Genomic DNA, 23,915 nt, shown 5'->3' with positions numbered 1-23,915 from the left:
CCGGTATGCCCAACGTCCCCGCGGGGTCGGGCCAGGAGCCACGGCCGGTCCTGGAAGTCAGGAATCTCGTCACCGAGTTTGCCACCCGGCGCGGTGTGTTCCGGGCGGTCGACGATGTGACCTTGTCGCTCTATCCCGGCCGCACGCTCTGTGTGGTGGGCGAAAGCGGGTCCGGCAAGAGCGTCACGGCGCGGTCGATCCTGCAGATCGTCGATCCGCCCGGTCGGGTGGCTTCCGGCCAGGTGCTGCTGCACCGCCATCTCACGGCGCGCGGACGCGGTGCGGAGAATACGGTCGATCTCGTCAGCCTCGATCCGCGCTCGTCGGCCATCCGCGCCATTCGCGGCCGCGACGTCGCCATGATCTTCCAGGAACCGATGAGCTCGCTGTCGCCGGTGCATCGCATCGGCGACCAGGTCGGCGAGGTCATCCGCCTGCACGAGCATGTCTCGAAGAGAGAAGCGCGCGACCGCACCATCGAGCTCCTGCGCAAGGTCGAGATCCCCCGGCCGGAGGTGGCGATCGACCGCTATCCCTTCGAATATTCCGGCGGCATGCGGCAGCGGGCCGTCATTGCCATGGCGCTGGCCTGCAACCCGGCCGTCCTCATCGCCGACGAGCCGACCACGGCGCTCGACGTCACGATTCAGGCCGAGATTTTGGCCCTGATCCGCCAGCTCCAGCGCGACAGCGACATGGCCGTGATGTTCATCACCCATGACATGGGCGTCGTCGCCGAGATCGCCGACGATATTGCCGTGATGCGTTTCGGCAAGATGGTCGAGCGCGGCGATGTGTTCTCAATCTTCGAGAAGCCGCAGCACGACTATACCCGTCACCTGCTCAATGCCGTGCGGGAACTCGACCGGCCATCCGAGCGGCGGCTCGCCATGCGGGCGAAGGCATCGCCCGGCGCGCCGATCCTCGTCATGTCGGACATGCGCAAGGAATTTCCCTTCTCCACCGGCTTCCTGGGGCTGAAGCACGATTCCATCGTTGCGGTCGAAGATGCGAGCCTCGCGCTGAAGGCCGGTGAGAATCTCGGCATCGTCGGCGAATCCGGCTCCGGCAAGACGACGCTCGGCCGTTGCCTGCAGCGCGTCCACCCCGTCACATCAGGCCGTATTCTCTACACGGACCGCCACGGCAAGACGATCGATCTGGCGCCCCTGACTGACAATCAGTTGAAAGAGCCCTGGCGCGATATCCGCATGGTGTTCCAGGACCCGTTCTCGTCGCTCAACCCGCGCATGACCGTCGGCCAGATCATCGGCGAGCCGCTGCTCGTCAACGGCTCGCTGAGCGGCGCCGGCTTGAGGGCGCGTGTCGCGGAACTCCTCGGGCTCGTCGGCCTGCCGGCCTCAGCCGCAGAGCGCTATCCCCATGCCTTCTCCGGCGGGCAGCGGCAGCGCATCTCGATCGCCCGGGCGATCGCGCCCGATCCGCGCATCATCATCGCCGACGAGGCGTCGTCAGCGCTCGATGTGAGCCTGCGGACGCAGATCCTCGATCTGATGCTCGACCTGCAGGAGCGGCTCGATCTCAGCTTCATCTTCATCAGCCACGATATCGCGGTGATTCGCTATTTCTGCGACCGCATCGCGGTGATGCATCGCGGCCGCATCGTCGAGACGGGCGATACGGAGACGGTCTGCTCCAACCCCCAGCATGCCTATACGCAATCCCTGCTCTCGGCCGTGCCGGTCGCCGACCCGCGCCGCCGCGGCATGACACATCGCTTCCGTTATCGTGAACCGTAAAAGGGTGGATTAGTCGTCCCATGAAGATCACCGCCGTCAAAACCTATCTGATGCAGGTCGGCTCGCGTCCGACAACGACGAGTGCCTCGCAGGGGGGAGCAGCCCAGGATGGTGCGGGACGAGATAGCGCAGGCCTTGGTGCCGACGCCGACTTCCGCGGCTCTCGCAACTGGCTGTTCGTGAAGATCTTTACCGACGAGGGCATCACCGGCGTCGGGGAATGCTCCGGCTGGCCACGCGTCATCGAGACGGCGGTCAAGGACTACGCCTCGATCCTCGTGGGCGAGGAGGCCGGCGATATCGACCGGCTGTGGCACCGCCTTTATGTCGCCTCGATGGGCCACGGCATCCTCGGCACGGTCGGCGGCGGCGCCCTCACCGGTATCGAGATGGCCTTGTGGGACATCAAGGGCAAGGCGCTCGGCCAGCCGGTGTGGAACCTGCTCGGGGGGCGCTTCCGTGATCGCATCCGGGTCTACGGCCATGCCAAGACCCCGGAGCGCGCGCGCGACCTGATGGCCCGCGGATACACCGGCGTGAAGGTCGGCTTCACCGGCGCCGTCGATATCGACTGCGTGGCCGCGGTGCGCGAGGCGGTGGGGCCGGATGTCGACGTGATGGTCGACGCGCATGGGCCGTCCTGGATGACGCCCCAGGATGCGATTATCGTCGGCCGCGCCATGGAGCCGCTCGATCTCCTCTTCTACGAGGATCCGGTGGCGCCGGAGAGTCTCGATGCCCTGGCGCGTGTGCGCGACGCTGTCGATATCCCGCTGGCCGCCGGCGAGCGCGTCAGCACCATCTGGGGCATCCGGCCCTATATCGAGCGCGACCTGGTCGACGTCATCCAGCCCGACACGGGCCGTGCCGGCGGCATTACCCAAATGCGCAAGATGGCCGCCATGGCGGAGGGCCATTTCATCACCATGGCGCCCCATTCCGGCTCGCTCGGACCGGTGGCGGAATTTGCTGCCCTTCATGTGATGGCGACCATTCCCAACGCGCTGATGCTGGAGCGTGTCGAGTTCGACTGGCCCGGGCGCTACGAGGTCGTCGAACCGGTGCTGAAGGTCGTCGACGGCCACCTGCCGGTGCCGACCGCGCCCGGTCTTGGCGTCGATATCGTGGAGGAGGAGGTGGCGCGCTATCCGAGCCGCCGCAATGTGGCCGACATGCCGCCCGAGGATGGCTGGGCCTATGAGACCGGCACCGTCAGCGAGAACGTCTATTTCCAGACGCGGCTGAAGCGGCGGGCGAAGTTGCGGCGCACCGACGGGTGAGGGCTTTTGCCGCGTTAGATTCCGCTCCCTGTGTCATCCCCGGCGGGCTGCGCAGCAGACCGGGAAGGGGATCCAACTGGCGGCGACGCCATGGATGACCGCTATGCTGTGTACATTCTCGCGAGCCGCAGGAACGGAACGCTCTACATTGGTGTAACGAACGATCTTCTACGTCGTGTCGAGCAACATCGTGCGGCGGCTGTGCCAGGGTTTACACAAAAATACGGTGTGTCTCATCTCGTGTATTTCGAGCGTTTCCGAGACATCAGCGAAGCGATTGCGCGCGAGAAACAGCTCAAGGGATGGAACCGGGCATGGAAGATCCGGTTGATTGAGCGGTCCAATCCGGAATGGCACGATCTTGATGCAACGGCTTAGGCGATCATGCCGGATTGCCACGTTGTCGCGACGCCCTGGATCCCCTTCCCGGCGCTACGCGCCGCCGGGGATGACACCGAGGAATCGCTCCGTGTCATCCCCGGCGGGTTGCGCAGCAGCCCGGGAAGGGGATCCATGACCTGACGACCAGATGTCCCTGGCACGAGGCCGGGATGACAGGCGAGGCTGTCGACCGCCCCGCCTTTCAATCGCGTGGAGCTCTCTTGGGCCCATGGGGATCGAGCCCGAGCGCCTGCATGGCGCCGATGATATAGCCGTAGCAGAAGGCGAAGGCGGTGCCTTGCGGATCCGCACCCGACACTTTCGGCGCATGATCCGGCATGACCATGTATTTGTACCCGACGTCGGCATAAAGCCTGAGCGCGGCGACCATATCCATGTCGCCCTCATCCGGAAACGTCTCCATGAAATCGAGGCGGCGCCCCCGGATATTGCGGAAATGCACATTGAAGAGCTTGCCGCGCTCGCCGAACCAGCGGATGACCTCGCCGATTTCGCGCGCGGGATCGTCCAGCATCTCGCCGACTGTCCCCTGGCAGAAATTGAGCCCGTGAAAAGGGCTCTCATGCATCGTCACGAAACGCTTGAGCCCTTCGACCGTGCCGAGCACGCGGGTGACGCCGCGATAGCCCGGCGGGGTGTAGGGATCGTGCGGATGGCAGGCAAGCCGCACCTTGGCGGCGGTCGCCACGGGTACGACGCGCGCGAGGAAATAATCGATCCGCTCCCAGTTCTCGTCTTCCGGCAGCATGCCGGCGCGTCCCGGCGCAGCCTCGTGATCGGCCTTGTCCCAGCGGAACGCCTCGTTGATCGACCCGCCACGCCCGGCCTCCGGCGCGGTGCGGGGAATGCCGATGATGTTCATGTTGTATTTGACGGCGGGGATGCCCGCGCGCGCCACGCGGTCCAGGAGCGTACAGATCGAATCGATCTCACGGTCGCGCTCCGGGCTTTTGCCGAGCAGGATATGCGGGCTGCGGCTTTCCTCGATCGGACGGGAGTTCAGCGGGAGTTCGACCATGTCGAGCACGAGGCCGAAGCTCTCGATGTGGGCACGGTGACGCTCGAGGTCATCGAACGTCCAGTCGTGCGGATTGCCCGGCGGATCGGCGCAGACATGGCGGACGCCCAACTGTGCCATGACCCGGAAATCGTCATCCGTGCGGGCCTTGAACTGCGTGCCTACGAACATCATCCACTCCTCAGTCGCGCGAAAGCGGGCGGGCTACCGTGTCGGCCTCTCTCGGAAGGCTCAGGGGACATCATTGGGATCGGCGGTGAACTCCATCGAGACGAAGCGCGATCCCTGGAATTCTTCGGCGATCGGATCGTCGCCAACGATATGGCCGACTTCGTCGGCATAGGCTTCGGCTTCGTCCTGCGGATCGTAGCCGAGCCGATAGGCGTTGCTGTTGTCCCACCAGGCACGCTTGTTGCGCGATATGCCGAAGACGATTTCATGGATGTAATCGGCCGTCAGTCCGACGCTCACCAATTGCGCCATGTCACGGGGGGAAATCCACGTGGACAGTGCGCGCGCGTCCACCGGGCGCGGCGTGAACGAGCCGATCCGCATGCCGAAGCCGCGCACGCCGTATTTATAGGCGTAGAGGAAAGCGAGATCCTCCATGAAGGCCTTGGACAATCCGTAGCGGCAGTCGGGACGATGCGCGCTTCTGTGGTCCAGCATCTCGCTACGGCGGGTGAAAGCAATGGCGTGGTTTGAGCTCGCATAGACGACGCGGTCTACGCCCTCATGACGCGCGGCTTCCCAGACATTGATGGAGCCGATGATGTTGGGCTCCAGGATCTCCGGCCAGGGGCTCTCGCGCGGGTTGCCGCCGCAGTGGATGATGGCGTCCACATCGCGGCAGGCGCGCCTGACAGCCTCGCCGTCCTTAAGGTCGACTGTGACGACATCTTCGCCGGGCTGAATGTCCTTCAGTGGAATGATGTCAGACAAGATAAGGCGCTCGTACCGGCCTCTGAGCTGGGTTCGCAACATCCCGCCGATGCGACCGCCCGCACCGGTAATGAGAACGCGATTGATTCTACGCGCCATCCCTCCCCCTCCGGATTCCGTTGCATTATCCAACGGTTGTGCCGCGCCGGGCTTGTCCTGCCCGATCATGGCACCTGCGACGGCTCAGGCCCGCCGCGCCGATCTACGAATTTTCGTATTCTGCAAGGTGGCGAGACGAATGTCGACGGGAAACACGCCTCGAGCAAGTCCGTCTTTTGCGGACTTGCTCCACCCCAAAATAAACGAGCAAATTCGCGGCTTGGATAGCATCGGCTGATTCGATCCAAGCCGGATTTGCTCTAGACCGGCCGCTTGCGCCGCCGAGCGCACACCCTCACGATGCCCGCCGTAAGGCGCGTCAGGCCGGTACATGGTCCATCGGAAGAGCGCAAGCCTGACTATATCAGAGACGTATACTCAAGTTCACGTGGAACAGTGCCTGCTCTCGCACGTTGTTCGTTGGGACTTCAAAAGCTGTAGGTATTTTCGCGGCGCGAATAACTCAAGCTTATCCATATTCCATAATGAGGAGATCTAAGATGGGTATGTTCTCGAAGGATATAAAGACTATGGACGACCTATTCGTCCATACGCTTCAGGATATTTATTATGCCGAGAAGAAAATCGCCAAAGCACTGCCCGATATGGCGAACAAGGCGACGAACGGCGAGCTTAAGAAGGGCTTCGAGGCCCATCTCGATGAGACCAAGAACCACATAGCCCGCGTGGAGGAAGTCTTCCGCATGCATGGTGCCAAGGCCAAGGCCGTGGAATGCCCTGCGATCGACGGCATCATCGCGGAAACGGAGGAGATCGTGGGTGAGGTCGATGACCCGCGCGTGCTCGACGCGGCCCTCATCGCCGCCGGGCAGGCCGTCGAGCATTACGAGATGACGCGCTACGGAACGCTCGTCGCCTGGGCGAAAGAACTCGGCCGGGCCGACTGCGCCAAGGTTCTCCAACAGAATCTGGATGAGGAGAAGGCGACTGACAAGAAACTGACCAAGCTCGCTGTCGGGACCGTCAATATGCAGGCGGCGGAATGACGCTGTCGACAAGGACGCGTTAAAATGGGCTGTGCCGGGGTTGTTGTATCACCGGCGCAGTGTGGTCTTGAGAAGGGCCAAGATTGAGCTGGACGTTGCCGCCTGCGATGGCCAAAAAGCGGATGACCATGAAGCGATAAGGCTTTCCGTCGCCCTTTCGCACTCGGGCTATCGGCAGAAGGGGCGTTGGGGTGAAAGAAGCTACTGGCGTCGGGGCGGCCCTGCTTTCTAGCGCGCTGGGCGGGACGGCAATCGTCGCGTCCCGCCATGCCGCGGCGGACGTGGGTGCGCTGATGCTCGGCATCATCCGTTTTGGCGTCGGATTTGCCCTGGTCCTGCCTGTTGCCCTTCTCCGCCGTGAGCGCTGGCCGTCGTTGCGCGACTGGCCTGCGGTGATCGCGCTCGGGGTCCTGTTCTTCTGCGTGTTCCCCATCCTATTCAACCTGTCCGTAATCTATACGACGGCGGGAAGGGCGGCTCTCGCCCTGGCGACGGCGCCGCTCTTGACGATGCTTGTGGCCGCGCTCCTCAAGGTCGAGCCGCTCACGGGCCGCAAGACAGCCGGCGTGGTGGTGGCGACGGTCGGCGTTGCCGTGTCGCTCGTGTCCGGGTTGTCGGGGGCGCCGCCGGGGGCATGGCGCGGCGATCTCCTCATGATGGGCGCCGCTTTGGGAATGGCGCTCTACAGTGTGTGGTCTCGTCCCTATGTCAGGCGGTCCGGCACATTGTCGTTCTGTGCTGCGGGCATGGGCGTCGGGGTCATAGCCCTTGCCTGCGTGCTCTGCCTCACTTCAGGCACCTCCACACCCGCCGGGCTGGCGCAGGCATCCGCCTCACAGATCTGGACAGCCTCACAGATCTGGACGCTTGCCTATCTCGGGGTCATTTGCGGTGCTGTCATGTTTATCCTGTGGGCCTACGCCCTCACCCACACCACGCCGACCCGTGTTGTCGTGACGGTGACGCTCAATCCGGTCGTCGCCGGCCTGCTGGCGGCGCTCCTCTTGGATGAGCCTGTCACCTGGAATCTCGTCGTTGGCCTTGTTGCCGTTGCTCTCGGCATTCGCCTGGCGATAACCCAGGGGAGGCGTGCGGCCTGATTGCGCCAAATCAACGTTAATGGGACGTTTTCCAAGTAGGAAGAACAATATTCGCCTTTGGATTGTATCTGAGGGTGTAAGATCATATCTCCATATTGAACTGAACCGCAGGATGTGACCCATGCGTTCCCAGGCCCTCGTCTTGACTGCAATCACACTCGCGGCGGGTCTCGTCGTATCGGCCGCAGCCGAGGCGCAGAACCGTCAGCCGCGGACCATCCGCGTCCAGCCGCGCAGCTTCCTCGACCCCGGCACGGTCGTGCCGGTCGGCTCGCTCTCCGGCTATGTGACGGCCGGCAGCATCCTCAGGGCTCCGGCGCCGACTATGGCCGCGCAGCCCCAGTACGAGGCGCTGCCGCCGCGAATCGGTGCAGGCCGCAACCCGTTTCCCAAGGTCTATTTGACGCCGCCCCTGGCTGATCCGGCGGCGCGCTGATCGTCAACGACGGGCTCCTGATGAAATAGGCGCTTCCGTCTCCTGCGCGGCTGCGTCATCGGCATGAGAGCCTGTCTCTAAGGACGGGCTCTTTTCGCATGATCTGTTTCGATCCAGGTCGGATGCGCGCGCAATCGCCGGTGCGGGACTACCGACCCTGGACGGTCAGCATCTTGAGGGCAAAGGCGCCGAAGAGGCTGGCGAAACCATAGTCGATGACGCGCATGACGCGGGGGCGGCGCTTCAAGGCGCCGACGACCCTGTCCGCTGCCAGCACCAGCGCGATCGAGAGCGGCGTCGCGACGACGACGAAATAGAGCCCCAAAAACCACAGCTTCGCCGAAGCATGCGGGTCGCTCGCTTCCACGAATTGCGGCAGGAAGGTCACGAAGAACAGCACGACCTTCGGGTTGGTGAGATTGATGCCGACCCCCACGAGAGCGGTACGCCACAGCGGCATTGGCTTGGCGGGCCGTTTGGCGTCGACGCTCAGCGCCGATCCGTGGCGGATCGCCTCGAACGCGAGCCACATGAGGTACAGCGCTCCGACGATCTTCAGAATCGTGAAAGCCGTGACGGAGGCGGCGAGCAGGGCCGATACGCCGAGCGCCGCGAGCATCGTCTGGACGCAGCAGCCGGCCGTGGTGCCGACGAGCGCCGCGAAGCCTTGCCGCCTGCCCCCGGACAAAGTCTTGGCGAGCATCAGGCTCATGTCTGGCCCGGGCGTCACGAAGAGGACGATACAGGCAAGGGTGTAAGTCAGGATGATCGTGGTCGACGGCAGGAACGTCATCATCGTCGCGGGGCCCGTGCTTGCGCGGCCCCGTCGAGAGACGGATCGCCTCTCAGTTGCTTAAAGGCCGTCGCTTTTGGCAGCGCCGAGGATCACACTCGGACGTCCGTTGTCAACCGTCTGCAGCAGAATCACGAAGCCATCGGTCCCCGGCGGCTTAGCGACCTCGGGCGAGACATTGACGGTCATTGCGGCGCCTGACCAGTCGCCCAGCTTGGTGATGCGCCGCACGACATTCGTATAGACGACGTTGCGGCCGGTGTTTTCACCACGGCCGATCGCCACGCTATGGCTCCTGCTGATCGCGAGCACCCAGAGTGTTGCGGTCTGGTCGGGTTGGCCACGCGGCACCGACACCTTGAGCGTTCCCGCCGTATCGCTGACGTCGAGCGGAACCGTCAGGGCGGTCTTGGCGAGCGACTTGTCGAGATTGCCCTTCTCGCCGGCGCCGTTGTTGGCGATGGCTGCCTCGATGCTTTTGCGGTCGGATCCGAGCGCATGGCGCGATCCGTTGATAACCGCCTGAGGTGTGTAGATCTGCCCATCGCCGCGCGCCTCCGCGTAACCTCGCTGGCGCTTGCTGAAGGCCTTCTCGGCAAGGGTATCCTTCCAGCCGAGATAGTCCCAGTAGGTCACGGGCAGGCTGATCGCGACGATGCTCGTGTCCTTGGCAAGCTCCCGCAACAGGGCATCGGCGGGCGGGCAGGACGAACAGCCCTGGCTCGTGAAAAGTTCGACCACGCCGCGGGGCGCATTCCCGGCCAGAGCAGGGAACGAAATCGCCATCAGGCAGGCCAAAGAGGATGAAAGGGCAAATCTTTTTGTCATGGAGGCTGTTTCCGCCAACACTGAAACGCAAATTTGCCGCGGGCGATACTCACGTTGCCTTGAGCGCTGCACTGGCCGGGCGCCAGCGACGATGCATCCACAGCCACTGGCCGGGGTCCTCGCGCACCCATGTCTCGATGACGGCCGTCATGGCGGCCATGGCCCCTTCGACATCGATCAGTCCCTCCCTGTCCCGCGGCAGATCAAGGGGGGGCGTGAGCTGCAGGCGGAACCGTCCGCCGGGCAGCCGCTGGACCCGAACCCCATGCACCGGGCAATCGAACCGCCGGGCGAACTTGCCCAGGATCGGATTCGTCCGCGCCGGCCGCCCGAAAAATGGCACGGTCACGCCGCGTGTAAAGTGCTGGTCGATCAACATACCGAGATGCCCGCCCTCTTCGAGGACGCGCGCCATCGAAAAGGCAGCGCCCTGGCGGGCGGCTTCGAGCCCGCCCATGGTCTGGCTGCGGACCTCGTGAACCACATGGGCGATGCCGGGATCGTTGGGCGCGCGAAAGACGGCCGTCGCCGCCAGGCCATAGCGTGCGGCGCAGATCGCCGGCAGTTCCCAATTGCCGAGATGGGCGGAGAAGATGATCCCGGGCTTGCCGTCGTCGCGCAGCGCCATGAAATGCTCGATGCCATCGACTTCGACACGCGCGTCGGGCTGCGGGTTGTCGTGGTCATAGTCGAACAGGACCGCGAGATGGGCATATTCCGCGCCGGTACGGCCGAGATTGTCCCAGGCGCTCCGGGCGATCGCGCGCCGTTCCGCCTCGCTCTTATCGGGAAAGGCCTCGCGCAGGTTGGTCATCGCCGTACGATGAGCGGGAAAGAGGGGCCCGATGGCGCGGGCAACGGCGCCGCCCAGGGCGCTCGACCGGTCCGGGCCCAGGGCGCGGAATAGCGCGAAGACAGCGCGGACGAGCCCGATCATCGTCACTTCCGCGACCCGCGAGGCCAATCGCCGAACGATCCCGCCAAGCGAGGTCTGACGCCGTGCTGTCAAAGTCGTCCTGCTCCAAGCATTACGCGGCAGGACGCATGCACCGTCCAACCCTTGCCATGCCTACTTCCCCGAAGCAGGCCGCCGGGTCAAGAGCGCAGGGCGCGTTACAGGGTCACGATGACCTTGCCGAAGACCTTGCGGCTTTCGAGACGCTCCAGGCCCTGGGCATAGTCGGCAACATCGAAGACCGCGTCGATCACGGGCGTGATGCCCGTCGCCATCTTGTGCAGGGATTGCTCGATGTTGGCCAGCGTGCAGCCGAAGGATCCGAAGATCTTGTACTGCTGCTGGAAGAGCTGCATCAGGTTCATGGTCGTCGACACACCCGAGGTCGACCCGCAGGTCACCAGGCGGCCACCGCGCTTCAGGCAGAGCAGGGATCCGTTCCAGGTGTCGGCACCGACATGTTCGAACACCACGTCGACACCCTTGCGGCCGGTGAGCTTGCGCACCACACCCTCGAAGCGGTCGGTGCGGTAGTTGATCACATGGTCGGCACCGATGAGCTTGGCCTTGGCGCCCTTGTCGTCGTCGCCCACGGTGGTGATCACGGTGCAGCCGATGGCCTTGGCCATCTTGATGGCCGCGGTGCCGATGCCCGAGCCGCCGGCATGCACGAGAATCGTCTCGCCGGGCTCGAGCTTGGCATTGTCGAACAGCATATGTTGCACGGTGCCGAAGGCGACCGGCGCGCAGGCGGCTTCCTGAAGGCTCACGCCGTCGGGGACTTTCACGACGAGCCGCTGGGGCATGTTGACGAAATCGCGGGCAAAGCCGTCGATGTGGAAACCGAGTACGCCGCCGACATTCTCGCAGAGATTGTCACGGCCCTCGCGGCAGGCCTTGCAATGGCCGCAGGTCATCGCCCCATACATCACGACGCGATCGCCGACATCCACGTGGGTGACATCCTCGCCCACCGCCACCACGGCGCCGGAGGCCTCGGCTCCCACGGCGAGCGGCAGCTTGCGCTTGGCGAAGGCCATACCGCGGAAGCCCCAGACATCGATGTGATTGAGGCCGACCGCGTGGACACGCACCTGAACCTCGCCCGGGCCGGGATGCGGTGGTGCAGCCACCTCTTCCAGTCGCAGGTCGCGGTCACCAAAAAGTTGCAAGGCGCGCATGGAATGCATCGTCACAATCTACCCGATTTTATGAATGACGCGATCCGTAGCAGGGCGCACCGCCTGCATCAACTGTCACGGCCGTATTGCTGGTCAGCGATGCACGCCGAGTTGCGCCGTCAAGCCGCCGTCGATCGGGATGACCGCGCCGGTGATATAGGCCGCCGGCGGGCTCATCAGGAAGGCAACGAGACCGGCGATCTCGTCCGGCGCGGCAAAACGGCCTGCCGGGATCTGCTTTTCCATCTGCGGGCGGTAGGCCGCATAGGGGGCCATCATGTCGGTGTCGATGAAGCCGGGCGCGATGTAGTTCGCCGTCACGCCGCGCTTGGCGCTCTCGATGGCGAGTGTCCTGAGATAACTCAGGAGCGCGCCCTTGGACGCCGCGTAGGCCGCATTGCCGGCGTTCGCCTGAAGCGCCGTGACCGAGCCGATGACGGCGATGCGGCCGGAGCGGGCGCGGATCATCGGCCGGATGAAGGTCTTGACGAGCCGCGTCACCGACCAGAAATTCACCTGCATCGCCGCTTCGGCCTTGTCCTGCGACATCACCGCGGTCAAGGCGTCATAGGACTGGCCGGCATTGTGGACGAGGCCGTAGTAGCTCGTCTCCTCATGGGCTGCGCAGAAGGCCTCGATCGCCGCCGTATCGGACAGGTCGAGGGCGCGCGCATTCACTGCGACGCCGTGGGCATCGGCGAGTTCGCGCGCCAGCGTCGTCGCGGCATCGCCGGAGCTGCGATAGGTGAAGTCCACGGCATAGCCGCCGGCCGCGAGCGCGCGCACGATGGCGGCGCCGACACCCTTGGCCCCGCCGGTCACCAGAATGCGTCGCGGTTCGGCGGGAGCGGTCGTCTCGGATGGTGCGGTCATCGTCTCTGCGTCACGTCACCGGTTCAGCGGTAAACAGCAGGCAGGTGTTCTGCCCGCCAAAACCGAAGGAATTGGAAAGCACACGGGTGACTTGTGCGTCACGGGCGACATTGGGCACCACATCGAGCGGTATGGCCGGATCAGGTACCCGATAATTGATCGTCGGCGGCAGCCGGCCGTTGGCGATCGTCAGCAGCGACACGACAGCCTCGATGGCGCCGGCCGCCGTCAATGTGTGGCCGATCATCGACTTGTTGGAGGAGATCGGCACCTCAGCCATGCGCTCGCCAAGCACGGCAGTCAGTCCGTGCGCTTCCATCCTGTCGTTTTCGGGTGTCGCCGTACCGTGGGCGTTGATGTAATCGACGTCATCGGGCGTCAGTCCGGCATCGGCGATCGCCTCGCGGATGGCGGCGATGATGGGCGCGCCGCCCGGGCTCGACCGGGTGCGGTGGAAGCCGTCGCCCTTCTCGCCGACGCCGGCCACGATGCCGAGGATCCTCGCCCCGCGCGCGATGGCGTGATCATAATCTTCCAGTACGAGCGCGGCCGCGCCTTCGCCCATGACGAACCCATCGCGGTTCTTCGAGAAGGGCTTGGCCGCTTCCTCGGGCGGATCGTTCTGCGTCGACAAGGCTGAAAGCAGTGAGAAGCGGATCAGGGCTTCCGCATGCACCGAGCCATCGGTACCGATGGCGAGCACGGCCTTGTTCTCGCCGCGGCGGATCGCCTCGACGCCGAGCTGGATGGCTGTTGCGCCGGACGAGCAGGCTGTCGACAGGGAAATCGGCGACCCCTTGGTGCCGAAGCGCTCGCGGATGCGATCCGCGACGGTTCCGAACAGGAAGAGGTTGTGCCAGGGCTTGAAATCGCCGGAGCCGGCGGCCCTGAGCAGGTCAGCATAGGTGATGTCGCCCGTCTGGCCGGAGGCCTTCGCCAAAGCCACCCGCTGCGGCCATTCCATCTCCACCGGCGGAACGGCGATGAACAGGCTGCCGGGAAAATCGCCGGCGGAGCCGATGGCCGCCTGGCTGATGGCCTCCTCGGCGGCGAGCGTTGCGAGCTGCTCCGAGAGGAGTGGCGCGCAGAAAGGCTCGACGGGGATGAAATCGACGGTGCCTGCAATGGTCGTGCGCAGTCCCTCCGTCGGAAAGCGACTGATCGCGTGAATGCCGGAGCGGCCTGCTGTCAGGGCCGCCCAGTTCTCGTCCTTGCCCGCGCCGAGCGAGGTGACGACGCCCATCCCGGTGACGGCGACGATTGGCCGCCCAAAACTGTCGCGGTGTTGCTGTGCCATCGTGCTCCCCCGCCTTAGACCGACGTCAGGAAGGCCAGGCCTTCGCCGCGCATGTGACCGACGCTGGTGACAACAGCCTGCCTGAGATAGCTGTCGCGGATGGCCGCGGCCGCAATGGCCACGCTCAAGGGAAATTGCGCCTCGATGGTATGGCCGATGACATCGCCCATGGCATGCACGGTTGTACCCGGCATGAGCTTGGCGAGTGCACCCCGCTCTTCCTCGGTAATGCCGGTAATACCCGTGGCACCGGAGAGGATGGCGCCGCCGGTCGGCCTGAATTCGCTGGCCGCCTGCTGCCACAGGGCCTCGACGCTGGCGCCGACGGCACCGATGCCACGGGTGACCTGATCGGCCGCGACCGCCTGCAATGACGCAACCGGGGTTGCACCGCGCGCCTCCGCGGTCTCCCGCGCTTCGAGAACCAGGAAGCCCGCAGCGCTGCCGGGGATGAATCCGCCGCCTTCGCCGGGCCGATCCCAGACCGAGGCATAGGGCTTCTTCCAGAGGAGCTGCCCCATTTCGTAGATCAGCAGGACGTCCGGCCGCTCGGCGTTATAGGCGCCGCCGACCAGGAAGGTATCGCCTTGCCCCGCCGCGATCCGCGCGTGGGCGATGCGCAGGGCATCGACCCCGGCCTGCTCCTCGCCCATGAAGGTGCGGGTCGCACCGGTCACGCCATGGACGATGGAGATATTGCCAGCCAGAAGATTGGACAGCTGAGCCAGGAACAAGGTTGGCCGGATATCGCTCATCAGCCGTTCGTTGAGGAAAACGCCCGGCTTTTCGGCCGTGCGCAGCCCGGTCAGGATTTGCCCATCAACCGCGTAGTCACGTTCACCGCCGCCAGCTGCCACGATGAGTTGCATGGCCGCCAGTCGTTCGGCGTCGCCCTTCAGGCCCGCGTCTTCGAGGGCGAGGCCGGCGGCATAGACACCGAGGCGCTGCCAGGGTTCCATCTGGCGCTGGTCAGCCTTCTTCGGGATCTGCCGATCCCATTCCAGCGGGGCGCTGGGATGGACGGAAAAGGGCGCAAACCGCTCGCTGTCGATGACCGGATCGATGTCCCCGTCGAAAACGCCGAGATGCGCCTTTGCACCTTCGCCCAGGCTGGAGAGGAGCCCGAGGCCGGTAATCCAGACCTCACGCGTCATTCTGCACGTCCTCCACTTCTAGGCCGAGGGATGCTGCCTGTTCGCGCATCCGCGCCCCGAGGCCTTCGGGGAACGGCATGGTACGGAACATCAGCTCAGCATCACAGATGGCCTTGCCGCCTGAGGCAATGCGCGCCTTTGTCACGGCGTAGCCGGAGCCTTCGTGGATGCGGGTGGCGGTAATCGCGAGCGGAGCGCCAGGACCGACGAAGGTGCGGAACTTCGCCTTCTCGACGCCGCAGAGAAACGGCATATGCGAGAAACGGCACAGCCCCAGGATCAGATAGCCGGACGCCTGGGCCATCGTCTCGGTGAGAAGGACACCCGGCATCAGCGGGTGGCCCGGGAAGTGCCCTTCGAAAACCGGGCTGTCCTCAGGGACTGTGGAGTGGGCCTCAAGCCGCGCAGCCGCTTCGTCGAAAGCGACGACGCGGTCGATCATCTGAAAATATTCAAGGCGCATACGGTGAGCTACCGAGCCGGACAGCCGCGCCGGTCGACCCAGCACCTGTCGTTTCGTCAAGCCCGCACGGGTCCGAATGCCCGTTGTAGGGGCGCATCACGCGGTTTTCGCCGCCACGAGATCGTCGATGCGGGCGCAAAGGTTCTTCAGAACGAAATATTGGTCGGCCGGGACCTTCCCGTCGTTGACCTCCTGCGTCCAGGTTTCCAGAGGCAACTTGATGCCGAAGGCCTTGTCGATCGCGAAGGCGATGTCGAGGAAGGCCAGCGAATCAATTCCGAGATCGTCGATGGCGTGGCTTTCCGGCGTGATCTGGTCACGCGGAATGTCAGCGGTTTCGGCGATGATATCGGCGACGGTCTCGAAGGTGGATGCCATCGCTTCGCTCTCCTGTCCGTGAAGCGCGCAACCCTTATAGGGTGCAACAGAAAAAACGCCCAGGCACGTGGGGCGTGCGCGGGGCCTTGATGCGTTTCCCTATACATGAGCGCCCGCTCATGTCCAAGCGTGGGTGAAGGTTCGGTGACGGATCTTCTGCGCCAAATCGCGGATTGTGCGTCAACGCACGCCCATGGACGTGAACCATGGACACAAACCCGCCCGGTGGCTGGAAGCCGGGGCGGGCCTTGCATGAACCCCTTGAAACCCGCCTGCCGCGCACATGGCTGGATAACGGTTGGCTGGATAACGGCTGGCTGGATAACGGGAAGAATGGCGGCCCGGCTGGGCCGCCTCTGCCGTCGTCAGGCTGCGAGATTGCGCAGGACGTACTGCAGGATCCCGCCGTTGCGGAAATAATCCAGCTCGTCGAGCGTATCGATGCGGCAGGTGAGCGGGACGTTCTTGATCGTGCCGTCGGCGAAGGTGATCTCGGCGATCAGCGTCTGGCGCGGCTTGAGATCACCCTCGATGCCGCGGATGGTGACGATCTCGTCGCCCTTCAGGCCGAGTGTCTGCCAGGAATCCTCCCCCTGGAACACCAGCGGGACGATTCCCATGCCGACCAGGTTGGAGCGATGGATGCGCTCGAAGCTCTGGGCGATGACGGCGCGGATGCCGAGCAGCTTGGTGCCCTTGGCCGCCCAGTCACGCGAGGAGCCGGTGCCGTATTCCTTGCCGGCGAACACCACGAGCGGAACGCCTTCGGCCTTGTATTGCATGGCCGCATCGTAAATCGGCATCTCGGTGCCGTCGGGCCAGTGCCTGGTGAAGCCGCCCTCCTTGCCGCCGAGCATCTGGTTCTTGATGCGGATGTTGGCGAAGGTGCCGCGCATCATGACTTCGTGGTTGCCGCGGCGCGTGCCGTACTGGTTGAAGTCCTGCGGGCGCACCTGATGATCGCGGAGATAGTGCCCGGCGGGGCTTGCTTCCTTGATCGAGCCGGCCGGGGAGATATGGTCGGTCGTGATCGAATCGAGGAACAGGCCCATCACCCGCGCCTTGACGATGTCCGTCACCGGCTCCGGCTTCATCTCCATGCCTTCGAAGTAGGGCGGGTTCTGCACATAGGTGGAGCCCGCATCCCAGGCATAGGTCTCGCCGGTCGGCACCGCGATTTTCTGCCAGTTGCTGTCGCCCTTGAAGACGTCCGCGTATTTCTCCTGGAACATCTTTTTGGTGACGTTCTCGCGGATGAACTTGGCGATCTCCTGGTTGGAAGGCCAGATGTCCTTGAGAAAGACGGGCTTTCCGTCCGAACCCGTGCCGAGCGGCTCGGTCGTCAGGTCGATCTGCAGCGAGCCGGCGATGGCATAGGCGACGACCAGCGGCGGCGAGGCGAGGTAGTTCGCCTTCACATCCGGATTGACGCGGCCTTCGAAGTTACGGTTGCCGGAGATGACGGCGCCCGCGACCAGGTCGTTCTTGTTGATCGCCTCGGAAATGTTCTCGGGCAGCGGACCGGAGTTGCCGATGCAGGTGGTGCAGCCGAAGCCGACGAGGTTGAAGCCCAGCGCGTCGAGATCGGTCTGGAGACCGGAGGCGTTGAGATAGCCTTCGACCACCTGCGATCCCGGTGCCAGCGAGGTCTTGACCCACGGCTTCGATTTGAGGCCCCGGGCCGCGGCATTGCGCGCGAGCAGGCCCGCCGCGATCAGCACGCTCGGGTTGGAGGTGTTGGTGCAGGAGGTGATGGCGGCGATGGTCACATCGCCATGGCCGATGGTGAAGTCGGCATCGGCCACAGCGAAGCGCTTGGCCGCCTCGCCCGGCTTCTTGAACTCGCCTTCGAGGGCGGCGAGGAAACCTTCCTTGGTGCCGGAGAGCAGCACGCGGTCCTGCGGGCGCTTCGGGCCGGCGAGGGACGGCAGGACGGAGCTGATGTCGAGTTCGAGAATGTCGGTGAAGACCGGATCCGCCGTGCCGGCCTCGCGCCACATGCCCTGCGCCTTGGAATAGGCTTCGACCAAGGCGATGCGATCGTCGGTGCGGCCGGTCTCGTCGAGATAGGCGATGGTTTCGCCGTCGACCGGGAAGAAACCGCAGGTCGCGCCATATTCCGGCGCCATGTTGCCGATGGTCGCACGGTCGGCGAGCGAGAGATGGTCGAGGCCGTCGCCGAAGAATTCGACGAATTTGCCGACAACGCCCTTCTTGCGCAGCATCTGCGTGACGGTCAGCACGAGGTCGGTTGCGGTGATGCCCTCGTTGAGCCTGCCGGTGAGCTTGAAGCCGATGACCTCGGGGATGAGCATGGAGACCGGCTGGCCGAGCATGGCCGCCTCGGCCTCGATGCCGCCGACGCCCCAGCCGAGCACGCCGAGGCCGTTCACCATGGTGGTGTGGCTGTCGGTGCCGACGCAGGTGTCGGGGTAGGCGACGGTCTCACCGTCCTCGGTCTTGGTCCATACGGTCTGCGCGAGGTACTCAAGGTTGACCTGATGGCAGATGCCGGTGCCGGGCGGCACGACGCGGAAATTGTCGAAGGCCGACTGGCCCCATTTCAGGAAGCGGTAACGCTCCTGGTTCTGCTTGTATTCTTCCTCGACGTTCTTGCCGAAGGCGGCGTTGTTGCCGAAGAAATTGACGATCACCGAGTGGTCGATGACGAGGTCGACCGGCACCAGCGGGTTGATGCGCTTGGGGTCGCCGCCGAGATGGACCATGGCGTCACGCATCGCGGCGAGATCGACGACCGCGGGAACGCCGGTGAAGTCCTGCATCAGCACGCGGGAGGGGCGATAGGCGATTTCGCGCTCGGCCGTGCCGCGGTTCACCAGCCAGTCCTTGACGGCGATGATGTCGTTCTTCGTGACGGAGCGGCCGTCCTCGAAGCGCAGCAGGTTCTCGAGAAGCACCTTCATGGAGAAGGGAAGGCGGGAAATTCCCTCCAAGCCGTTCTTTTCGGCTTCCGGTAGCGAATAGTAAGTGTAAGTCTTGCCACCTGCGACAATGGTGCGGCGAGAGGAGAAACTGTCGACGGATTTTGTCATCGCGTGATCCTTCGGGGACGGACGGCACAGATGTCCTGCTGAGACAGACAGGCCGGCCTTGTTGCGCAACAGCGCGCGCCGCCCCGGGGGTGCCCAGGTCCCCGCGCGTCACGCGCGCGGCGCAGCCTGCGCACTATATAGAGAGTTTCGCGGCGAACCGCCAGACGAATCATAGTGGTTCTAAACTGTCTGTGGCCGCTTCTCGCTGCCCGTCGTCCGTGCCCTGCCACCGAGGTCTGCTCATCTTGAAACTTGCGATCGATCACCTTTCCTGCCGCCGCGCGGGCCGGCTGCTGATCGATGACCTCACGCTCACCATCGCCGGTGGTGAGGCCCTTGTGGTGAAAGGCCCCAATGGCGCGGGCAAGTCGACCCTGCTCGCGACGCTGGCCGGCCGGCTCAAGCCGGCTGGCGGCACGATCCGCCTCGTCGGCGACGACGCCACCGCAGGGAGAGGTGGGGAGGAAGACGCGCCACTCGCCGAACGGGCGGTGCTCGTCGGCCACCGCGACGGTTTGAAAGTCGCGCTCACGGCCGCGGAAAACCTCGTTTTCGCCGCTGCCATGCTTGGGGCGCCGGCGACACCGGCCGAGGCGGCCGCGGCCCTCGATGTTTTCGGGCTCGCCCATCTGGCTGACATCCCCGTGGGCTATCTCTCGGCAGGCCAGCGGCGGCGGGTGGCACTGACCCGGCTCGTCCTGGCGCGCTTCGTGCCGGTCGACCGACCCGTGTGGCTCCTCGACGAGCCGACCTCGGCGCTCGACGCTGCGGCGCAGGAGGATCTCGCGCATCTCATGCGGCAGCATCTCGCGGGCGGGGGCCTCATCGTCGCGGCGACCCACCTGCCGCTCGGGCTCGAAGGCGCGCGCTCGCTTACTCTCGGGAGCCAGGCGGGGTATCACGACGCTGCGGATGGCTGGGAGTTCGGCGCATGATGGCCGCCCTCGGCGCCCTTCTTGTCCGGGATCTGAAGCTCGCGGCGCGCGTCGGCGGCTCCGGGCTGCTCGGCGTCGTGTTCTTCCTGATGCTCGTCACGCTCATTCCCTTCGCGCTCGGACCGGATCTCAACCTGCTCAGTCGCATCGGCCCGGCGATCCTCTGGATCGCGGCGGTGCTCGCCACGCTGATCGGCCTCGACAGGCTGTTCCAGGGCGATGAGGAGGATGGCTCGCTCGATCTCATGCGGATGTCGCATGTGCCGCTCGAGCTCGTCGTCATCGTGAAGGGGCTCGCCCATTGGCTGACCACGGGCTTTCCGCTGGCGCTCCTGTCACCGCTCTTCGGCCTGCTCCTTGCCCAGGAGCCCGATGCGATGCTGGCCGTCATGGCGACATTGATGGTCGGCACGCCGGCCCTCACCTTCATCGGCGGCATCGGGGCGGCCTTGACGGCGAGCCTGCCGCGCGGGGGGCTCATCCTGGCCGTGCTCGTGCTGCCCCTGATGATTCCGACCCTGATCTTTGGCGTTTCGGCGGCGCAGGCGGCCATCGGGGGGACCGTGCCCTTCCTCACGCCCTTCCTGGTGCTCGCGGCGCTCAGCCTTGTCGCGATCGTGACCGGCGCCGTTGCCTCCGCGGCAGCGTTACGCGGAGGCGGATAGAATGAGACCGTTGCGGGCGAGACTGTCGGCCGCTACACCACGGTGATGCGGAGCAGCACCATGCCGACCAGCTTTCTGTGGGGGCTCGCCAATCCCACGCGTTTCATGGCCCTCTCGGCCCGCATCCTGCCATGGATGGCGGCGTTGAGCGCCGTGGTGACTGCGGCCGGGCTCTATCTCGCGCTGTTTTCCTCGCCCGCCGATTATCAGCAGGGCGAGACGGTCCGGATCATGTATATCCATGTGCCGGCGGCCTGGCTTGCACTTGCGCTCTACGCCATCATGAGCCTGTCGGCGCTCGGCACGCTGGTCTGGCGGCATCCGCTCGCCGATGTCTCGCAGAAGGCCGCGGCGCCGATCGGTGCGGCGTTCACGCTGCTCTGCCTCGTCACCGGCTCCCTCTGGGGCAAGCCCATGTGGGGCACGTGGTGGGTGTGGGACGCGCGGCTTACCTCGGTGCTTGTCCTCTTTCTCATCTATCTCGGCATCCTGGCGCTCTGGCGCGCCATCGAGGACCCGGGACAGGCGGCGCGCGCCGTCGCCATCCTCACCCTGGTCGGCTTCGTCAACATCCCCATCGTGAAATTCTCCGTGGACTGGTGGAACACATTGCACCAGCCGGCATCGGTGATCCGCATGGACGGCGCCACCATCGATGCCAGCATGCTCTGGCCGTTGTTCACGATGGCGATCGGCCTCACGCTGCTTGCCCTGACCCTGCATATGTCCGGCATGCGCAGTGAAATCCTCGCGCGGCGCGCCCGCAGCCTGACCTTGAAGGCGGCTGACAGAGCCGCCGAGCGTCAGCGCCCGCTTCCACTCAGCGCCGGTTCGGCCGGCGCCGGGTCGGCGTGAGGGGGGCGATGATCGCGCTCGATAGTCCGCATATCGGCTTCGTGCTGGCCGCCTATATGGCGGCGGCGATCGTCATTGCCGGCCTCGTTCTGCGTGCCGTCATCGACAGCCGCATGCGGAACAGGGCCCTGGATATATTGGCTGCGCGTGGGGTGGCCCGCCACCGCGTGCCATCGTCCGGCCATCCTGAGGGTGCAAGTGCCGTGCGGACCATCAGCGATGGGCGTGACACAGTCGGAAGCGAATCATCGGCACAGGGTGCCGGATACGCGGGCAGAGGCGAGGGCGAAGAGGGTGGTACTGCGCGATCCCACGACGACGGACGGAGCGATCGCCGCTGACGCCGCCTCCTTGCGACGGCGCCGCATCCTGCTCGCGGTGCCGCTCGTGCTGTTTCTCGCGCTGGCTGCGTTGTTCGTCGTGCGACTGTTCGCCGGCGATCCGGCACAGATCCCTTCGGCCCTCATCGGGCGGCCGGTGCCGCAGTTCTCCCTGCCGCCGCTCGAGGGCCTCTTGCGTGACGGCCAGCCCGTGCCGGGGCTGACGCACGAAAGCGTGCTGCCGCCCGGCCCGAACGCGGTCACGGTCGTGAATATATGGGCGTCCTGGTGTGTGCCCTGTCGCCAGGAACATCCGCTGCTGGCAAGTCTGGCGCAGGATCCGCGTGTCAAGCTCGTCGGGATCAACTACAAGGACAATCCCGAGAACGCGCGGCGCTTTCTCGGGGCGCTCGGCAATCCCTTTGCGGCGGTCGGCGTCGATGCGGCCGGTCGGGCGTCCATAGACTGGGGCGTGTACGGCGTACCTGAGACCTTCATCGTCAGCCGCGACGGACGCATTCGACACAAGCATATCGGGCCGTTAACCCCCGAGGCGCTGCAAACGAGTATCAAGGCAGCGATCGACAAGGCGGCTCAGCCCTGACGATTCGCTCCCCATCCGTGTGGCCATTCATCGCGATTGGTCATGCATACCAAGACCACGGCCATCCATGATCGCCCGCCCCTTCAAGCTTCCCAAGGAAAGTGACGTCCTGCTGCTCAGCGCCGAGCTCAGCGCCGAGCGGACGGCTAGCGTCGTCCGCATGGTCACGGGCCTCGTCCTTCTGGCAGCGATCGCCTTCGTGGACCGCAAGAGCGACTTCTCGCCGATCGGCGAGCATCAGATCCTCTACGCCCAGATGACCGTGTTCACATTGTTCCTTTCCGGCCTCGTGAGTTACGGGCTGGTGCGGATCCGCCTCTGGCGGTGGTGGATGAGCTTCGTCACGGCAACGATCGACATGTTGATCGTTGCCATCAACATGTGGCTCAACGTCTGGGTAACCGGCCTGACGGGCCAGTATATCCTGTCGTTCCCGATCGTCGCGGCTCTGCCGCTCGTTCTTGCGAGCAATGTGCTGCGCCTCAGGCCGAGCGTCCAGATCTACACCACGGTCCTGCTTGTGCTGTCGCTGGTCGTCGTTGGCGTCTATGCGAAGCCGGCATTCGTGCCGCTTCCGCATTCGCCCGAGCTCATGGTTGAAGACCAGTTCGGCTGGCAGCCCAATTTCGCGCGTGTGGTCATTCTCCTGATCACCGGCGGCATCCTCATCCTGGCGGCGGCGCGTGGCCGCAAGCTGCTGGTGCGTGCGGTGGAGGAGACGACCATCCGGCTCAATCTTGGCCGCTACCTGCCGGCGGAAGTCGCACCGGTGCTCGCGGAAGGGCGCATCAGCGAGCTCAAGGCCGGCCGCCGCAGCATGGTGACCCTCATGTTCGTGGACATCAGGGGCTCGACCGCCATGGAGGAGAGCCTGTCGCCGTCAGCCGTCGTGGAACTCATCGGCACCTTCCGCGAGCATGTGATGGCCGCCGCCGCCGAGCACGGCGGTGTCATCGACAAGTTCATCGGTGATGGGGCCTTCCTCGTCTTCGGCATGCCTGAGCCCGGTGAGGATGACGCGGCACGGGCGCTGGCCTGCGGGCGTGCAATCCTCGAGCGCATGGATCAATGGAACCTGGAGCGGGGCCGGCATGGTTTTGAGCCGATCCTGATCGGCATCGGCGTACATAGCGGCGAGGCCTTCATCGGCGCCATCGGCAACGATATGCGCCTTGATTTCACGGTGCTGGGCGATGCCGTGAACGTCGCCTGCCGCCTGGAGCAGGCAACAAAGCTGCATCGGGTTGCCTTCCTCGTCTCGGGGGAAACGCTCGACGCCGCCCATGCCGATCGGCGCGCGTGGCGCCATATCGGCGAGCAGTGCCTGCGTGGCCGGGCGGGATCCGTCGAGCTGTTCACGCCTGCCGATCTTGCGGGCTGGGAGACACCCAAAGCCGAACCTGCCATCCACGCGTCCTGACGGCGAGCGCCAGAGCAACTCCATCTCTTGCGGACTTGCTCGGCTCGACAATGGCGAGCCAATCCGACCGGGATGGTATCAACGCTTTCCCTAAGTC

24 protein-coding genes are annotated in these 23,915 nt (G+C 65.0%); 12 read left to right on the top strand and 12 right to left on the bottom strand.

The features are described 5' to 3' along the window. The first annotated feature begins 5 nt into the window (after positions 1-5). The 3 genes from C7450_RS12940 (at position 6) to C7450_RS12930 (ending at position 3,418) form a co-directional block, all read left to right on the top strand. Positions 6-1,760 carry an ABC transporter ATP-binding protein gene (locus tag C7450_RS12940; protein ID WP_110375123.1) on the top strand — a complete coding sequence of 585 codons (1,755 nt, stop codon included), beginning with the start codon at positions 6-8 and terminating at the stop codon, positions 1,758-1,760. 20 nt (positions 1,761-1,780) lie between these two features. Continuing rightward, the gene (locus tag C7450_RS12935) at positions 1,781-3,040 is read left to right on the top strand and encodes a mandelate racemase/muconate lactonizing enzyme family protein (RefSeq protein ID WP_110374871.1); all 1,260 of its coding nucleotides are present in this window, start codon (positions 1,781-1,783) and stop codon (positions 3,038-3,040) included. A 90-nt stretch (positions 3,041-3,130) separates the two neighbouring features. Next, a complete protein-coding gene (locus tag C7450_RS12930; protein WP_110374870.1) occupies positions 3,131-3,418 on the top strand; it encodes a GIY-YIG nuclease family protein in 288 nt (95 codons plus the stop codon). A gap of 205 nt (positions 3,419-3,623) precedes the next feature. Here the strand turns inward: C7450_RS12930 and C7450_RS12925 are convergent, their stop codons facing one another. Both C7450_RS12925 and C7450_RS12920 read right to left on the bottom strand, forming a co-directional pair. Continuing rightward, complete coding sequence (locus C7450_RS12925) at positions 3,624-4,631, bottom strand: mannonate dehydratase (RefSeq protein WP_110375122.1); 1,008 nt, start codon at positions 4,629-4,631, stop codon at positions 3,624-3,626. Between the two features lie 60 nt (positions 4,632-4,691). Beyond that, the gene (locus C7450_RS12920) at positions 4,692-5,501 is read right to left on the bottom strand and encodes an NAD-dependent epimerase/dehydratase family protein (protein WP_110374869.1); all 810 of its coding nucleotides are present in this window, start codon (positions 5,499-5,501) and stop codon (positions 4,692-4,694) included. Between the two features lie 500 nt (positions 5,502-6,001). On the opposite strand from C7450_RS12920, the gene C7450_RS12915 reads away from it, so the two are divergent. From C7450_RS12915 to C7450_RS12905, 3 genes are all read left to right on the top strand, one after another. After that, positions 6,002-6,508, top strand: coding sequence for a YciE/YciF ferroxidase family protein (locus tag C7450_RS12915; protein WP_110374868.1), 507 nt, complete (start codon positions 6,002-6,004; stop codon positions 6,506-6,508). Positions 6,509-6,699: 191 nt separating this feature from the next. Then, on the top strand, positions 6,700-7,608 hold the full coding sequence (locus C7450_RS12910) for a DMT family transporter (RefSeq protein ID WP_110374867.1): 909 nt from the start codon (positions 6,700-6,702) through the stop codon (positions 7,606-7,608). A gap of 121 nt (positions 7,609-7,729) precedes the next feature. Continuing rightward, on the top strand, positions 7,730-8,044 hold the full coding sequence (locus C7450_RS12905) for a hypothetical protein (protein WP_110374866.1): 315 nt from the start codon (positions 7,730-7,732) through the stop codon (positions 8,042-8,044). Between the two features lie 148 nt (positions 8,045-8,192). Here the strand turns inward: C7450_RS12905 and C7450_RS12900 are convergent, their stop codons facing one another. The 10 genes from C7450_RS12900 to acnA all read right to left on the bottom strand — a co-directional run bounded on the left by C7450_RS12900 (position 8,193) and on the right by acnA (position 19,019). Next, complete coding sequence (locus tag C7450_RS12900; RefSeq protein ID WP_110375121.1) at positions 8,193-8,837, bottom strand: LysE family translocator; 645 nt, start codon at positions 8,835-8,837, stop codon at positions 8,193-8,195. A 60-nt stretch (positions 8,838-8,897) separates the two neighbouring features. After that, positions 8,898-9,665, bottom strand: coding sequence for a DUF1223 domain-containing protein (locus tag C7450_RS12895; protein WP_110374865.1), 768 nt, complete (start codon positions 9,663-9,665; stop codon positions 8,898-8,900). A gap of 49 nt (positions 9,666-9,714) precedes the next feature. Then, entirely contained in the window at positions 9,715-10,602 is an 888-nt protein-coding gene (locus tag C7450_RS12890; protein WP_110375120.1) for a lipid A biosynthesis lauroyl acyltransferase, read from the bottom strand. 176 nt (positions 10,603-10,778) lie between these two features. Then, the gene (locus C7450_RS12885) at positions 10,779-11,801 is read right to left on the bottom strand and encodes a zinc-binding dehydrogenase (protein ID WP_110375119.1); all 1,023 of its coding nucleotides are present in this window, start codon (positions 11,799-11,801) and stop codon (positions 10,779-10,781) included. 93 nt (positions 11,802-11,894) lie between these two features. Then, positions 11,895-12,674 carry an SDR family oxidoreductase gene (locus tag C7450_RS12880; RefSeq protein WP_110374864.1) on the bottom strand — a complete coding sequence of 260 codons (780 nt, stop codon included), beginning with the start codon at positions 12,672-12,674 and terminating at the stop codon, positions 11,895-11,897. Between the two features lie 10 nt (positions 12,675-12,684). Beyond that, the gene (locus C7450_RS12875) at positions 12,685-13,971 is read right to left on the bottom strand and encodes a beta-ketoacyl-ACP synthase (RefSeq protein WP_110374863.1); all 1,287 of its coding nucleotides are present in this window, start codon (positions 13,969-13,971) and stop codon (positions 12,685-12,687) included. A gap of 14 nt (positions 13,972-13,985) precedes the next feature. Beyond that, complete coding sequence (locus tag C7450_RS12870; RefSeq protein WP_110374862.1) at positions 13,986-15,125, bottom strand: beta-ketoacyl-ACP synthase; 1,140 nt, start codon at positions 15,123-15,125, stop codon at positions 13,986-13,988. Then, the gene (locus tag C7450_RS12865; protein WP_110374861.1) at positions 15,115-15,588 is read right to left on the bottom strand and encodes a 3-hydroxyacyl-ACP dehydratase FabZ family protein; all 474 of its coding nucleotides are present in this window, start codon (positions 15,586-15,588) and stop codon (positions 15,115-15,117) included. Before C7450_RS12865 ends, C7450_RS12870 begins: the two co-directional genes overlap by 11 nt. Positions 15,589-15,684: 96 nt before the next feature. Continuing rightward, positions 15,685-15,966 carry an acyl carrier protein gene (locus C7450_RS12860; protein WP_110374860.1) on the bottom strand — a complete coding sequence of 94 codons (282 nt, stop codon included), beginning with the start codon at positions 15,964-15,966 and terminating at the stop codon, positions 15,685-15,687. A 365-nt stretch (positions 15,967-16,331) separates the two neighbouring features. Further along, positions 16,332-19,019, bottom strand: coding sequence for an aconitate hydratase AcnA (gene acnA, locus C7450_RS12855; protein ID WP_110374859.1), 2,688 nt, complete (start codon positions 19,017-19,019; stop codon positions 16,332-16,334). 89 nt (positions 19,020-19,108) lie between these two features. Between acnA and ccmA the strand changes: the two genes are divergently transcribed. From ccmA to C7450_RS12825, 6 genes are all read left to right on the top strand, one after another. Continuing rightward, positions 19,109-19,954, top strand: a complete 846-nt coding sequence (ccmA, locus tag C7450_RS12850; protein ID WP_425351188.1) for a heme ABC exporter ATP-binding protein CcmA — start codon at positions 19,109-19,111, stop codon at positions 19,952-19,954. Next, entirely contained in the window at positions 19,951-20,619 is a 669-nt protein-coding gene (gene ccmB, locus C7450_RS12845; RefSeq protein WP_110374857.1) for a heme exporter protein CcmB, read from the top strand. The genes ccmA and ccmB overlap by 4 nt, the downstream gene beginning before the upstream one ends. A 45-nt stretch (positions 20,620-20,664) precedes the next feature. Next, on the top strand, positions 20,665-21,474 hold the full coding sequence (locus tag C7450_RS12840; RefSeq protein WP_425351187.1) for a heme ABC transporter permease: 810 nt from the start codon (positions 20,665-20,667) through the stop codon (positions 21,472-21,474). A gap of 8 nt (positions 21,475-21,482) precedes the next feature. Then, positions 21,483-21,815, top strand: a complete 333-nt coding sequence (locus C7450_RS12835; protein WP_110374855.1) for a heme exporter protein CcmD — start codon at positions 21,483-21,485, stop codon at positions 21,813-21,815. Further along, positions 21,775-22,398 carry a DsbE family thiol:disulfide interchange protein gene (locus tag C7450_RS12830; RefSeq protein WP_245449730.1) on the top strand — a complete coding sequence of 208 codons (624 nt, stop codon included), beginning with the start codon at positions 21,775-21,777 and terminating at the stop codon, positions 22,396-22,398. The genes C7450_RS12835 and C7450_RS12830 overlap by 41 nt, the downstream gene beginning before the upstream one ends. 67 nt (positions 22,399-22,465) lie before the next feature. Next, the gene (locus tag C7450_RS12825) at positions 22,466-23,818 is read left to right on the top strand and encodes an adenylate/guanylate cyclase domain-containing protein (RefSeq protein ID WP_110374853.1); all 1,353 of its coding nucleotides are present in this window, start codon (positions 22,466-22,468) and stop codon (positions 23,816-23,818) included. The last annotated feature ends 97 nt before the right edge of the window (positions 23,819-23,915 follow it).

The organism is Chelatococcus asaccharovorans (genome assembly GCF_003201475.1).
In the GTDB taxonomy this organism is placed as follows: Bacteria; Pseudomonadota; Alphaproteobacteria; order Rhizobiales; family Beijerinckiaceae; genus Chelatococcus; species Chelatococcus asaccharovorans.
Note: the sequence above shows the minus strand (reverse complement) of the source record. Positions and strands in the feature narration are given on the sequence as shown.